This window comes from Modestobacter lapidis (genome assembly GCF_054780755.1).
This window is the reverse complement of sequence record NZ_BAAGVS010000001.1, coordinates 340,844-353,773: the sequence shown is the minus strand read 5'-3', so window position 1 is coordinate 353,773 and position 12,930 is coordinate 340,844. Positions and strand designations below refer to the sequence as shown.

Genomic DNA, 12,930 nt, shown 5'->3' with positions numbered 1-12,930 from the left:
CGTGCCCGGGGCAGCCCCGCAGCGGCAACGACTCCCGCGGGACCCTGTACCCAGGTCCAGGTGGCCAGGCCACTCCGGTCCCTTGTCCGGCGGTCACGACATCGCCATGGTCTCCCACATGAAGCGCCGAGCAGCCGCGGTCCTGTTGCTCGTGTCGACCGTCCTGCTCACCGGGTTCACGTCGTCGACCGAGTCGTCCGCCCTGCCGGGCCACACGCCCGGCATCCAGCCGCAGGTCGGCGAGCTCCCCGCCGCGGCCGCCGCCATCATGGCCAAGCCGGAGTTCGAGGCGGCCCGGTGGCTGTACTCCGTCGCCGAGGCGGAGACGGGTCGCGTCGTCCTGGCCGGCCGTGCCGGGGAATTCGTCTTCACCGCGTCTACTGCGAAGAACTTCACCGTCGGCAGCACGTACGCGACGCTGGGCACCGACGCCACGCTCACCACGCCGGTGTACGCGACGGCCGAGCCGGCCGGTGGCGTCCTCGCCGGCGACCTGGTGCTGGTGGCGTCAGGGGACCTCGCCATGGGCGGCCGCGGCGCCATGGACGGCCGCGTGGATCACGCGTTCACCGCCAGCACGATCGACCACGTCTACGGCGACCTAGCCCCGAACGCGGCGTTCGTCCCGGACGACCCGTTGGCCGGCCTCGACGATCTCGCCCGACAGGTGGCCGCCGCAGGCGTCACCGAGATCACCGGCGACGTCGTCATCGACACCCGGCTGTGGAACACGTTCGCGGGCCAGGAGGGACCTGCACCGTCGATCTACGTCAACGACAACATCCTGGACATCACGGTGGCGGCGGCCGGGGTCGGACAGCCCGCCGTCCTCGACCTCCGCCCGCAGACGCAGGCCGTGACCGTGACCTCGACGGTGACCACCACCGACGCGGGCACGCCGACGTCGCTCACCGTCACCCCCGCTCCCGGCGATCCCACCTCGATCACGGTCGGCGGCACCATCGCGGCCGGCACGTCCCAGCTCACCATCTACCGGGTTCCGGACGCCGCGTCCTGGGCACGAACCCTGTTCATCGAGGCACTCGGTCGCGCCGGGGTCACGGTCACCTCCTCCGCCGTCGGACCCAACGACCAGGCGGGGTTGCCGCCCACCGGTTCATACCCGCCCGAGCACCGGATGGCTGCCCTGACCTCCCCGCCGATGAAGGCCTTCGGTCGCATGATCCTGGAGACCAGCTACAACACCGGTGCCAACGCCCTGCTGTGCCTGCTCGCGGCGCACGGCGGCTCGCCGGACTGCCTCGACGGGCTGCAGGCGGTGCACCACCAGCTCGACCGGGCCGGCGTCCCTCCTGAGGACGTGGTGCTGTTCGACGGGCAGGGCGCTGACCCGGCCTCGACGACCCCCGATCAGATGGTCGCCTGGATGAGGTGGGCGCAGACGCAACCCTGGGGCGCGGAGCTCGCGGCCGACCAGCCCGTCCTCGGGGTGAGCGGAACGCTGGCGAGCACGGGTCAGGACCATCCCGCCAGGGGAAAGGTCGCGGCCAAGACCGGGACCAGCGTCGACGTCGACCCCACCACGGGCCGGGTGTACTACAAGGTGCAGAGTCTCGCCGGCTACCTCACGACCGAGCGGGGCGAGCGGCTGGTGTTCTCGCTGTCCATGAGCGGGGCGACGTACCCCGACCTGCCCACCGGTCTGCAGAACGCCGGCGCAGACGTGGCGGCCGTCGCCGCGGCGTTCCAACAGGCGCTGTGACTCCCCAGAGATGCACCCGGCCGGCGAGTGGCCTGGTGCGAACACACGGACACCCCCTGCCCGGCTACCCATCGAAAGGTCGACCATGACTGCTGTAGAGCGCTCGTGCGGATCGCGTCGTTCCCGGCCACCCGGTTCGCTGGCCGCCTCGATCGCCACGGCGGCGGTCGCCCTGCTGGTCGTGGCTCCCGCCCCGGCGAACGCGTCGCCGGGTAGGGCGGCGGAGCCGTCAGAGGATCCGGCGTACGCCGCGGCGGTCCAGCCCGAACTCGACCGGCTCATGAGGGACCTGGCGGTCACCGGCGCCGTCGTCCTGGTGCGGTCCCCCGAACTCGGCGACTGGGCCACCACGATGGGCACCCGGACCTGGCACGGCACCGAGCCGGTCACGCTCGCCGACCACGTCCGGGTCGGCAGCAACACCAAGACCTGGACCGCCACGGTGATCGTGCAGCTGGTCGACGAGGGCAGGATCGGCCTGGACGACCCGGTGTCGCGGTACCGCCCGGACGTGCCCAACGGGGAGAACATCACCATCGCCCAGCTGCTGGACATGAGCAGCGGGCTGGCCAACTACACCGAAGACCTGGAACTGAACGAGCAGATGGACAGCGACCCCGGCCGGGTGTGGACCCCGGAGGAACTGCTCGCGATCGGCCTCGCCGAGCCGCCCGCCTTCCCCCCGGGCGAGGGGTTCCTGTACTCCAACACCAACTACGTGCTGCTGGGCGTGATCATCGAACAGCTCACCGGGTCACCGGTGGAGCAGGCCTTCCAGAACCGGATCTTCGACCCGCTCGAGCTGAGCCAGACCTCCTTCCCGGCCCTGACCGACGCCTCGATCCCGCGACCGCGCCCGCAGACCTACACCTTCGGCACGAACGTGGAGACCATCGACAGCCTCGTGCTCGCACCGGAGGTCCAGGCCGCAGCCAGCGCCGGCACCCTCGAGCCGATGGACGTCACCGACGCCAACCCCTCCTGGGCGTGGACCGCGGGCGCCGGGATCTCCACCGCGCCGGACCTCGCCGACTACGTGGAGGAGCTGGTCGACGGGTGCCTGCTCAGCCCGCAGCTGCAGGAGCAGCGGATCGCCAGCGTCCAGCCGCTGGACCCGGCCGACCCGGCCAGCCCCGGCTACGGGCTCGGCCTGGCCAGCTTCGGGGCCGTGTACGGGCACACCGGTGAGCTGCCCGGCACCAACTCCTTCATGGGCCACGACCCGGTCCGGGACATCACCGTCGTCACCTGGACCTCCACCGCCCCCGCACCCAATGGCGACGCCCCGGCCGTAGAGCTCGCCAGGGCGGTGATCGACGAGCTCTACGCCGAGTGATCGGCAGCCCGGCGGCCGTCAGTCCGGCCAGAACCGGGGATCGGGCAGCACCTGCGGCCGGGCAGGGCTGTCCACCCCGCCGCGCCCACATTCCTGTCAGGCGCCGCCGCGGCGCAGCGGCAGAGCCGGCTCGCAGGGCCTGTCGGTGTTCGTCCGATCCGGGCATGCTCACAGCGCATGAACGTGGATGCGGATCGCCGCTCCCCGCCGTGCGTCCTGGTCATCTTCGGCGCCTCCGGTGACCTCACCGCCCGCAAACTGCTACCCGCACTCGAACGGCTGGCCGGCTATGGGGCCCTTCCTCCCGAGGTAGCGCTGGTCGGCGTCGCACGCACTCCCATGACCGACGCCGAGTTCGGGAATCTGTGCCGCCGCAGCGTGACCAGTGACGACAACCACCGCTGGGAGGAATTCGCGGCTGCCGCCCGGTACGTCGCCGGGGACTACGACGACCCGGCCACCTATCAGCGCCTGGCGGATGTACTGGCCGAATGCGACCACCGGCACGGGACCGCCGGCAACCGGGTCCACTACTTCGCAACACCTCCGCGCCTCTTCGGGCCGATCGCGATGAGCCTCGGCAAGGCAGGGCTGTCCGCGCCCGTCGGCGGGGGCTTCGTCCGCGCGGTCGTCGAGAAGCCGTTCGGCTGGGACGAGATCAGCGCCCGGGAGCTCTACGCGGACCTGTCGTCCGCGTTCGTCGAGGAGCAGATCTTCCGGATCGACCATTACCTCGCCAAGGAGACGGTGCAGAACCTGCTGGCTCTACGGTTCGCCAACTCCGTCTTCGAGCCGATCTGGAACCGGACCTGGGTCGACAACGTGCAGATCACCGTCGCCGAGACCCTGGGCGTCGGCGAGCGAGGCGGGTTCTACGAGAGCACCGGCGCGATGCGCGACATCGTCCAGAACCACGTCCTGCAAGTCCTCTCCCTCTTCCTCATGGAACCGCCCACCTCGTTCCACGCGGAGGCCATCCGCGACGAGAAGGTGAAGCTGCTGCGTGCGATCCAGCCGTTGGACGCGGAGGCGGAGATCGCCGCGAACGCGGTGCGCGGGCAGTACACCCGCGGCGGCACCCGGGAGGACCTCATGCCCGGATACCGGGACGAGCCCGGCGTCGACCCGCTCAGCGCCACGGAGACCTTCGTGGCCATGAAACTGGAGGTCCAGAACTGGCGCTGGACCGGCGTGCCGATCTACGTGCGCACCGGCAAGCGGCTACCGGCGCGGCTCACCGAGGTGGCCATGGAGTTCCGCCGCCCTCCTCAGCTCCCGCTGTTCCCCGGCACGGCCGAGGGGCTCGATCCCGACGCCCTCGTCGTGCGCGTGCAACCTGACGAGGGGCTGAGCCTGCGGTTCGGCGCGAAGGTGCCCGGGCACGCCTTCCGGGTGCAGAAGGCCTCCATGGACTTCTCGTACGAGAGCTTCGACGAGCAGTCCCCCGACGCCTACGAACGGGTCATCCTCGACGCACTCATCGGCGACCCCACCCTGTTCATCCGCGCCGACGAGGTGGCGCGGTCCTGGCGCATCGTCGATCCGGTGATGCGGTTCTGGGCCGGCGACGAGCGGCCCATCCCGCTGTACCAGGCAGCCTCGTGGGGGCCGTCGGAGGCCGGCGCACTGATCGCTCGGGACGGCCGGACGTGGCGCCACTCGAGCCGACGGTGACGTCGCCGCCCGGACACCCGTCAGCGGCCTCGCGGGGCACGACCGTGCGCCGCGGTCGGGCGACGTCCCGGGAACCGCCGGAGGTACTGCGACCGTTGCCCTGCCGGACGGTCCACCGCCCGAGACGAGGAGCCCCATGACCACCCCGCTGCCGACCGGCCCCGCCGATGCCCTGGACGTCCGGGCCGACGACGAGCTGTCCTGGCTGCTCTCGCTGGATCCCACGATGATCGCCGTCCTCGGTGGCGTGATCCTGGTGCTCCTGGTGGTCGCCGCGCTCGTCGGGTGGCTGGTGCTCAGAAGGGTCCGGCGCAATCCGCTGGTGGCCCGGGCCCGGCAGCTGGGCGTACGGGGTGCCACGGCCGTCGCTGCGCGCCGCCTGCCGCCGGGCCCGCGGCGCGCTGCCGCGGAGCTCCAGCTCGACATCGCCCGCGCCCGGGATCGACTGCGCCACCAGATGTCCACCGCCCAGGCCACCGGTGCGCACCTCGGCGACGTTCCGGCCCTGTTGCCGTCGCTGGAGGCCGAGGGCGACCGGCTCGAGCAACTCTTGCGGCAACGGGCGCTGGCTCCGAACCCGGCCGGCCGGACGGACCTGGAGGCCGATGCCCGGAGGTACCTCGACATGGTCGCGGACGTCTGCGGAGCGGTGCTGGAGGCCGAGCGGGCGGCACCGGCGGCCGGCCGGGTGACCACCGACGTCGCCGATGCGGTCAGCGCCCTGCGCGCCCACACGACCGCCTACCAGGAGCTCACCGCCCCGCCGGTGGTCCCCCGGCTGTCACCTGCCCCTCCCCCGTCACCCGAGCCCCCGGTCCGCGAAGCCCCGGCGCATGGTTCACCATGACCGAGGGCGTGTCGATTGACATTCGATAGCTAATCGACGAAAGTCGATCGCATGACCCACTTGCGGCATGTGGTGCTCCCCCTCCGGATCCTGCTTGCGATCGTCCTCGCGGCCCTTGTGATCGCCCAGATCTGGGCGGTTCCCGCGTTGGTGCCCGACCTGGCCGAGCCGACCCTGGAGCGGTCGTTCATGCGGTGGGCGATGCTGGCGGTCTCGGCGCTGGGGCTGGCGTGCATCCAGATCGTCATCGTGTGCACCTGGAAGCTGCTGACCATGGTCACGCACGACCGGATCTTCAGCGCGAGCGCGCTGCGGTGGGTGAACGCGATCGTGTGGGCGATCGCCGTCGGGTGGGTGATGCTCCTCGGCACCCTCGTCTGCGCCTACTACTTCATCATCGACGAGGTCAGCGACGATCCGGTGCTCCCGGCGCTGCTGCTGCTGTTGCTGCTCGTCGGAGCGGTCCTGGGCCTGCTCATGGTCATCATGCGCGCGCTGCTCCGGCAGGCCACGAACCTGCGGTCCGACATGGAAGCAGTGATCTGATGCCCATCGTCGTACGCATCGACGTCGAGCTGGCCAAGCGGAAGATGAGCGTGGGCGAGTTCGCCGAACGGGTCGGGCTGACCCCGGCCAACGTGGCCGTGCTCAAGAACGGGCGGGCCAAGGCGGTGCGCTTCAGCACGCTGGAAGCCATGTGCCGGGTGCTGGAGTGCCAGCCCGGAGACCTGCTCGAGTGGGTCGAGGACAACCACGGCGCGTCGCAGACCCCGTACGAGGCCCACCGATGATCGAGGTGCGTGGCCTGACCAAGCGCTACGGCGACACCCTGGCCGTCGACGGCCTGAGCTTCGACGTCGAGCCCGGCAAGGTCACCGGCTTCCTCGGGCCGAACGGGGCGGGGAAGTCCACGACGATGCGCATGATGCTCGGCCTCGACCGGCCCACCGCGGGAGAGGTGCTCGTCAACCGGCGGCGGTTCGCGGCGTTCGGCGAACCGCTGCGCGAGGTCGGTGCGCTGCTCGACCCCGGCTCCCTGCACGTGGGCCGCACCGGACGCAACCACCTCCGGGTCGCTGCCCGGACGAACGGCATCCCGCAGCGCCGGGTGCAGGAGGTGATCGAGCAGGTCGGACTCGACCGCGCGGCCCGCCGCCGGATCAAGGGCTACTCGCTGGGGATGCGCCAGCGCCTCGGGATCGCGGCTGCGCTGCTCGCGGACCCGCAGGTGCTGCTGTTCGACGAGCCGGTCAACGGCCTGGACCTCGACGGCGTCCGCTGGATCCGCGGCCTGCTCCGCCGGCTCGCCGACGAGGGCCGCACCGTGCTCGTCTCCAGCCATCTGCTGAGCGAGATGGAGCAGACCGCGGACCGGCTGGTCGTCATCGGTCGCGGCCGCCTGATCGCCGACGCGAGCACGGAGGAGATCCTCCGCGGGCTGGGCAACCTTCGCGTGCGGGTCCGCAGTTCGCAGGCCGACGCACTCCTCACCCGGCTGCGCGAGCGCGGCCTCACGGTGGCGCGGATCGATGCCCACGAACTGGAGATCGAGGACGGGACTGCCCATGACGTGGGCGACGTCGCCCATGACGCCCACATCCCGCTCCATCACCTCTCCGAGGTCCGCCCGTCCCTCGAGCACGCCTATCTCGACCTGACCGGCGACAGCGTGGAGTTCCACGGCCGTGCGGCCGGGGCCGCTCCCGCGACGACGGCGGATGCCCGGTGACGGCTCCGTCGGCCACTGCCATCCCGCGCGGCGGCGTCTCCACCGGGCGGGTGCTCATCCGCACGTGCGCCGCCGAATGGACCCGGCTGTGGACGGTCAGGGCCACCTGGGGATTCCTGGCGGCGGCCGCCGTCGCGATGGTGGGGATCGGTGCGATCGCCGGCTTCGAGGCGGCTGCCGAGGCGCCTGCGCCCCAGGGCGACCCGGCCTGGGCGGTGGCACCGGTCGCGGCCATGCCGGCGCAGTTCGCGCTCCTCGCGCTGGCCCTGATCGCGGTGACGTCCGACTACGCCACCGGCGGGATCGTCCCGACGCTGCAGTGGACGCCCAGGCGAGGGGTCCTTTTCCTCGCCCGCACGCTCGTGGCGGTGGGCGGAGCCACGAGCGTCGGGATCCTGCTGGGGTCGGGCTCGGCCCTCGCAGCCTTCGCCGCGGCCCGCCCGAGCCTCACCCTGCCCGTCGGGGAGGGCCTCGACGCGCTGGGCACGATCGCGTTCGTCGTCGCGGCCGGCGCCGCCTTCGCCGTCGGGCTCGGCTTCCTGCTGCGCACCACGGCCGGCGCTCTCGTCACCGTGTTCCTCGGAATGCTGGTGCTCCCCCTGCTGCTGCCGCAGTTCGGCTACCCGTGGATGTCCGCGCTCGCCGAGGTCCTGCCCGGATCCGGCGCGGCGTTCCTCCTGCTCGGCCAGGTACCGGGCATGACCGAGACCTCGTCGGTCGTCTCGCTGCTCGGCTGGGCGGGCGGAGCCCTGCTGCTGGGCTGGCTGCGGCTGGCCCGGGACGACGCGAACCGGTGACCGGCGTCGACGTGCTGGTCGTGGGTGCCGGGCTCGCGGGCCTGCACACCGCCACGCTGCTCGCGCAGGGCGGCCACGACGTGCTGCTGGTCGAGCGGCGGCCGTCGCTGACCGGCGCGATCCGCACCACGGGGATCTTCGTCCGGAAGACGCTCGATGACTTTCCGCTGCCCGCCGAGTGCCTGGGGCCACCGATCCGGCGTGTGGTGCTCTACCCGCCGGGGTTGCGCCGGCCGGTGACCCTGGTCAGTGATCGCGACGAGTACCGGGTGGGCGACATGGCGCCGCTCTACGTGGCCGCGGCCCGCGCCGCGGCCGACGCCGGCGTCCGGATCGCGCTGGGCACCCGCTACGCCGGCCGGCGGGACGACGCCTTCCTCCTGGCCGGGCCGGATGGGCCGACCCGGGTGCGGGCACGGTTCGTCGTCGGCGCGGACGGGGCCCGCTCGAAGGTCGCCCGCGACCTCGCCCTCGACCGCAACGACCACCTGCTCATCGGTGCCGAGGAGGTGTTCGAGGTCTCCGGCCACGAGAGGCCTCCGACCTTCCACTGCGTGCTGGACCCCTCGCTCGCGCCCGGCTACCTGGCATGGGTGGTCAACGACGGGCGGCACGCCCACGTCGGCGTCGCCGGCTACGCCCACCGCTTCCCCGGCGGCATGCGCTCGGCCCTGGAGCGGTTCGGCACCTCGGCGCCCGGGTTGCCCGTCGCCGAACGCCCGCACGACGTCGAGCGGCGCGGGGGCCCGATCCCCGTGGGCGGCCTGCTGCGCCGGATCGGCTGCGCCGGCGGTCTCCTGGTCGGAGATGCGGCCGGAGCGGTCTCCCCGCTCACGGCGGGCGGACTCGATCCGTGTCTGCGGTTGTCGGAGCTCGCTGCCGACGTCCTGCACGACGCCCTGCGCGCCGGGCGCCCCGACGCGCTGGCCCACTACGACGGGGCCGTCCTGCGCGCCCGGTTCCGGGGGCGGCTCCTGCTACGCCGGGGGCTGGCCCAGGTGCGCACGCCCGCCGTCGCGGCGGCGGCGTTCGGTGTGCTGCGCACCCCGCCCGGGCGGGCAGCGGCCCGCCGCATCCTCTTCGGCGACCGGTCCTTCCCCGTTCCCCGTTAGCCTCATCAGCCCGAGGCCGCAGCAGCCGACAGCGTCCGTGCGGGTTCGCGTGGCGTGATCTGCCGGATGGTTCGGGCGCGGCGCCCAGTCCGTTCGCTCGACGCCTTGCTGTCTACTCGGCGTTGTACTCCAGGACGGCGTCGATCCAGAAGTGCAGGGCGCTGTCTTCCGTGAGCGCATCCTCGTCGACGGTGATCCACCCCTCCCCCATCGACCGGCCCTTGCCCATCTCTGCCCGGCGGGCCCCTGCCACCCCCAGGTACTCGGCATCGCGGCTGCGGGACACGCGCACGAGCAGTGCGCCGCCACCGCCAGATACGCAGGCCACCATCTTCTCGTCGACCATGAACGCGAGGCCACCGAACATCTGCACCTCACGAACGTTCTTCTCGTGAGAGACGAGGGCGCGAACCCGGTCTGCGAGCTCAGCATCGTAGGCCACTCGCTGTCTCCTTCCTGGCGAGCTGACGAGCGTAGGTCCTCCGGTCGCTGCTGGACGCAACTACGCTCGTCTCCGGCTCGAGGTCTGCCCCACGGCCCGCCGCCCGTCGTGCGGCAGAGCGTGCTGGCCGACGCCGGAGCAGAGCGGCTGACCACGATGTCTGAAGAGAAGACGGCCATGGACCTGAACAGCGACTCCCACGTCGCCGTGACCTACGAACGCTGCGCGCACATCGGGGGCCCCTTCTACCACGGGACGAAGGCCACGCTCGAGGCCGGCGATGAGCTGATCCCCGGCCACGGCTCCAACTTCCAGGCGGGCCGGGTGTCGAACAACATCTACTTCACCGCGCTCGTGGACACAGCCGCCTGGGGAGCAGAGCTGGCGACCGCGCTGGCCGGGAGCGACGAGCGGGGACACATCTACGTCGTGGAGCCCCTGGGCCCCTTCGAGGACGACCCGAACGTGACCGACAAGCGATTCCCGGGCAACCCCACACGGTCCTACCGCACCCGCCATCCGCTGCGCGTCGTCGGCGAGGTGGACAGCTGGGAGGGGCACGCCCCGGAGGCGCTGAAGGGGATGCTGGACAACCTGGAAGTGCTGCGGGCGCAGGGGCGGGACGTCATCGAGGACTGAGAGCAGCCCTCGTTCCCGCCGGCGACGCGGATCCGCAGCCGCCGACCCGGATCGAGGTGGACCCCGCGGCGGGCCCACGACAGGAGGCGCCCCCATCGGAGGCAGCGGGTTCCGGGCCCCCGTCAGCGGCGGGCGAGGACGGCCATCGCCATCGCGCAGCTCCACCCAGTCGCAACAATCGGCGTCTCGAGCAGGTCGAGGCCGCCACGGCTGACCCGGACCCGGTTCCACCGCTCGCTCGGGTAGCCCAGCGTCAGACCAGTGCCCAGCCACCGGAGCACCCAGCGCGCACGGTCGTCCGGTCCGCCGAGCAACCGGGCGATGGCCCACAGCTGGAGGCCGAGCAGGTACGGAGGTCCGCTGTAGGCCGTGCCGAACCACAGCCAGTCGCGGACCAGGTGCTCAGGACTCCCGGTCATGAGCGGGACGTCGAAGTGCCTGCGCCGCCGCACGGCGACGACGTGGCCGGCCACCTGGGCGGCCAGTTGGGCCGTAGAGACGGCCACGAGGGTCGATCGGTGCACCATGCCGCCGCACCGTAGGGCTTCCGCACGGACATCGGCATGAACCCGGCGCGGTCGTTGTCCGTGGGGATCGGGGCATCCTGCCGCGGTGCGCACCACGAGGCGTCTCCGTTGACCGGTCCGGGCGGCCTCGTGCAGTCCTTCCCGTGGGTACTTCCCCGGCTGGACCCGGCCGTGGTCGGATGGCCACCAGGGACGACCGGTACGGGGCTACCGGCCTCGGTCGATCCGCTCGCGCGGCCGTGCTGGCATGAGCCTGCGGAGCTCCCGTTCCTCGAACGACCGGAGGGTTCGTCGTGACGCGTCCGCACCGAGAGCTGCCGTGACCCGCATCCTGGTGACCGGGGTCCGCGGCAAGACCGGCGTCCCCCTGGCGGAGCTGCTCGTCGCCCGACCCGGCGTCGCGGTGCTCGGCGGCAGCAGCAGTCCGGCCACGGTCGACATCGACGGCGTGCGGCCGACCGACTTCTCGTGGGACCAGCCGTCCCGCTGGTCCGCGGCGACCGACGGCATCGACGCCGTGTACCTCGTCCGGCCCGATCGCGCGGACGCGCCGGAGCTGATCGGCGCATTCCTCGCCGCGACGCCGCTCCCGACCCACGCCGTCCTGCTGTCCGAACGCGACGCGGGCCAGGTGGCGCCCGACGGGTGGGCGCTGCGGGCCGAGCGTGCGGTACGCAGCAGCGGCCGGCGCTGGACGATCCTGCGGCCGAGCTGGTTCATGCAGGTCTTCACCGACCCCCGCTTCTACCGCGACCAGCTCGTGGACACCGGCGAGCTGCCGTTCGCCAGCGGTGGCGCGAGCGTGGCCTGGATCGACGCCCGGGACATCGCCGCGGTGGCCGAGCGTGCCCTGCTCGACGAGGGACACGCCGGTCGGGTGTACGAGCTCACCGGGCCGGAGAGCCTCTCGCTGCCGCGCACGGCGGAGCTGCTCTCCCGAGCCACCGGGCACCCGGTGGTCCACCGGGAGGTGTCGATCGGCGAGGCCGTGGCCGGTACCGATGGCTTCGAGCGGGAGCTCTCCGTGCTCACGTTCGAGCGCGTGCAGGCCGGCATCTTCACGGGCGTGACCGACACGGTCGAGCGCGTGACAGGACGGCCGGCGCGGACACTGCAGGCGTTCCTCGCCGACGGCGGGCCGGCCCTCACGGGCCCGGTCTGACGGCTGCCCGGTCTTCGCCGCGGACTGCCGCGCCGCGGGCCGGCGCCCTGGGAACCCCGGGCCGCCCCGCTCCAGCGGTGCCGGTCCACGGCACAGGTCAGCCGGGTCAGGTCGTGCGCCGCCGGAAAGCACCACGGAGGATGGCGCCTCGTCAGTGGCCGCTGTCACACTGTGGCGATCCGACACCGAGGGACCACCCGCGCCGATCTCGTCGGCCGGTTGGCTGCGTCCCCTTCCATCACCGCCCGGAGGCCCCCGTGCCCTACAGCTTCGACCGCATCGACCCGGCCCGCACGGCCATGGTCGTCGTCGACATGCAGAACGACTTCGTCGCCGAAGGAGCGGCCCTGCAGTCCAAGCAGGCTCTGGCGATGGTCGACGAACTGGCACAGACGCTCACCTTCTGCCGCGACAGCGGGATCCGGGTCATCTACACCGCCCACGTCCACCGCCGAGATGGTTCGGACATGGGGCTGTACGACGACCTCTACCCGCCGATCGACCAGCGCGCCGCACTGATCGATGGCACGCCCGGGTCGGACATCTTCCCGGCGTTGGCTCCGGCGCCCGGCGAGCACGTGATCAAGAAGCACCGGTACAGCGGCTTCTTCGCCACGGACCTGGACCTGATCCTCCGGGAGTGGGGAATCGACTCGGTCGTGATCTCGGGGACGACCACGGAGAACTGCTGCCACGCCACCGCGCGCGACGCGATGTTCCACAACTACAAGGTGGCCTTCCTGTCCGACGCCACGGGCACCTTCGACTATCCGGACGTCGGCTGGGGCGCCATGTCGGCCGACGACGTCCACCGCGCCACGCTGTCCATCCTCTCCTTCTCCACGGCGCACGTGATGACCGCGGAGCAGTTCCGGCAGCTCGTGACGGCTTCCGCCGCCACGTAGCCGCGGATCACCCGGGGGTCGACCGGAGCACGCGGCC

At 72.1% G+C, this 12,930-nt stretch carries 14 protein-coding genes; 12 read left to right on the top strand and 2 right to left on the bottom strand.

What is annotated here, in order from left to right; genetic code table 11:
- Nucleotides 1-118 precede the first annotated feature (118 nt).
- From dacB to ACYVG5_RS01545, 9 genes are all read left to right on the top strand, one after another.
- On the top strand, nt 119-1,723 hold the full coding sequence (dacB, locus tag ACYVG5_RS01585; protein WP_246630085.1) for a D-alanyl-D-alanine carboxypeptidase/D-alanyl-D-alanine endopeptidase: 1,605 nt from the start codon (nt 119-121) through the stop codon (nt 1,721-1,723).
- Between the two features lie 85 nt (nt 1,724-1,808).
- Nucleotides 1,809-3,059, top strand: a complete 1,251-nt coding sequence (locus ACYVG5_RS01580; protein WP_222047729.1) for a serine hydrolase domain-containing protein — start codon at nt 1,809-1,811, stop codon at nt 3,057-3,059.
- Nucleotides 3,060-3,236: 177 nt separating this feature from the next.
- A complete protein-coding gene (gene zwf / locus ACYVG5_RS01575; RefSeq protein WP_222047726.1) occupies nt 3,237-4,733 on the top strand; it encodes a glucose-6-phosphate dehydrogenase in 1,497 nt (498 codons plus the stop codon).
- Between the two features lie 136 nt (nt 4,734-4,869).
- Nucleotides 4,870-5,580, top strand: coding sequence for a hypothetical protein (locus ACYVG5_RS01570; RefSeq protein ID WP_222047723.1), 711 nt, complete (start codon nt 4,870-4,872; stop codon nt 5,578-5,580).
- 51 nt (nt 5,581-5,631) lie between these two features.
- A complete protein-coding gene (locus ACYVG5_RS01565) occupies nt 5,632-6,126 on the top strand; it encodes a DUF2975 domain-containing protein (protein ID WP_222047720.1) in 495 nt (164 codons plus the stop codon).
- Entirely contained in the window at nt 6,126-6,371 is a 246-nt protein-coding gene (locus ACYVG5_RS01560) for a helix-turn-helix domain-containing protein (protein WP_222047717.1), read from the top strand. Before ACYVG5_RS01565 ends, ACYVG5_RS01560 begins: the two co-directional genes overlap by 1 nt.
- Entirely contained in the window at nt 6,368-7,309 is a 942-nt protein-coding gene (locus ACYVG5_RS01555) for an ABC transporter ATP-binding protein (protein WP_222047714.1), read from the top strand. Before ACYVG5_RS01560 ends, ACYVG5_RS01555 begins: the two co-directional genes overlap by 4 nt.
- Entirely contained in the window at nt 7,306-8,106 is an 801-nt protein-coding gene (locus tag ACYVG5_RS01550; RefSeq protein ID WP_222047711.1) for a hypothetical protein, read from the top strand. The genes ACYVG5_RS01555 and ACYVG5_RS01550 overlap by 4 nt, the downstream gene beginning before the upstream one ends.
- A complete protein-coding gene (locus ACYVG5_RS01545; RefSeq protein ID WP_222047709.1) occupies nt 8,103-9,218 on the top strand; it encodes an FAD-dependent oxidoreductase in 1,116 nt (371 codons plus the stop codon). The genes ACYVG5_RS01550 and ACYVG5_RS01545 overlap by 4 nt, the downstream gene beginning before the upstream one ends.
- Nucleotides 9,219-9,330: 112 nt before the next feature.
- Here the strand turns inward: ACYVG5_RS01545 and ACYVG5_RS01540 are convergent, their stop codons facing one another.
- Nucleotides 9,331-9,660: a TfoX/Sxy family protein gene (locus ACYVG5_RS01540; RefSeq protein WP_222047706.1), complete on the bottom strand. Its 330-nt coding sequence runs from the start codon at nt 9,658-9,660 to the stop codon at nt 9,331-9,333.
- 177 nt (nt 9,661-9,837) lie between these two features.
- Between ACYVG5_RS01540 and arr the strand changes: the two genes are divergently transcribed.
- A complete protein-coding gene (gene arr / locus ACYVG5_RS01535) occupies nt 9,838-10,299 on the top strand; it encodes an NAD(+)--rifampin ADP-ribosyltransferase (protein WP_460682936.1) in 462 nt (153 codons plus the stop codon).
- Nucleotides 10,300-10,421: 122 nt separating this feature from the next.
- On the opposite strand, the gene ACYVG5_RS01530 is transcribed toward arr, so the two are convergent.
- Nucleotides 10,422-10,826 (bottom strand): hypothetical protein, encoded by a 405-nt coding sequence (locus ACYVG5_RS01530; RefSeq protein ID WP_222047704.1) that lies wholly within the window; start codon nt 10,824-10,826, stop codon nt 10,422-10,424.
- Nucleotides 10,827-11,145: 319 nt separating this feature from the next.
- Here ACYVG5_RS01530 and ACYVG5_RS01525 point away from each other — a divergent pair, with 319 nt between their 5' ends.
- Together ACYVG5_RS01525 and ACYVG5_RS01520 are read left to right on the top strand one after the other, a co-directional pair.
- Nucleotides 11,146-11,988, top strand: a complete 843-nt coding sequence (locus ACYVG5_RS01525) for an NmrA family NAD(P)-binding protein (RefSeq protein WP_222047699.1) — start codon at nt 11,146-11,148, stop codon at nt 11,986-11,988.
- Nucleotides 11,989-12,245: 257 nt separating this feature from the next.
- Complete coding sequence (locus tag ACYVG5_RS01520) at nt 12,246-12,893, top strand: cysteine hydrolase family protein (protein ID WP_222047697.1); 648 nt, start codon at nt 12,246-12,248, stop codon at nt 12,891-12,893.
- Nucleotides 12,894-12,930: the final 37 nt, after the last annotated feature.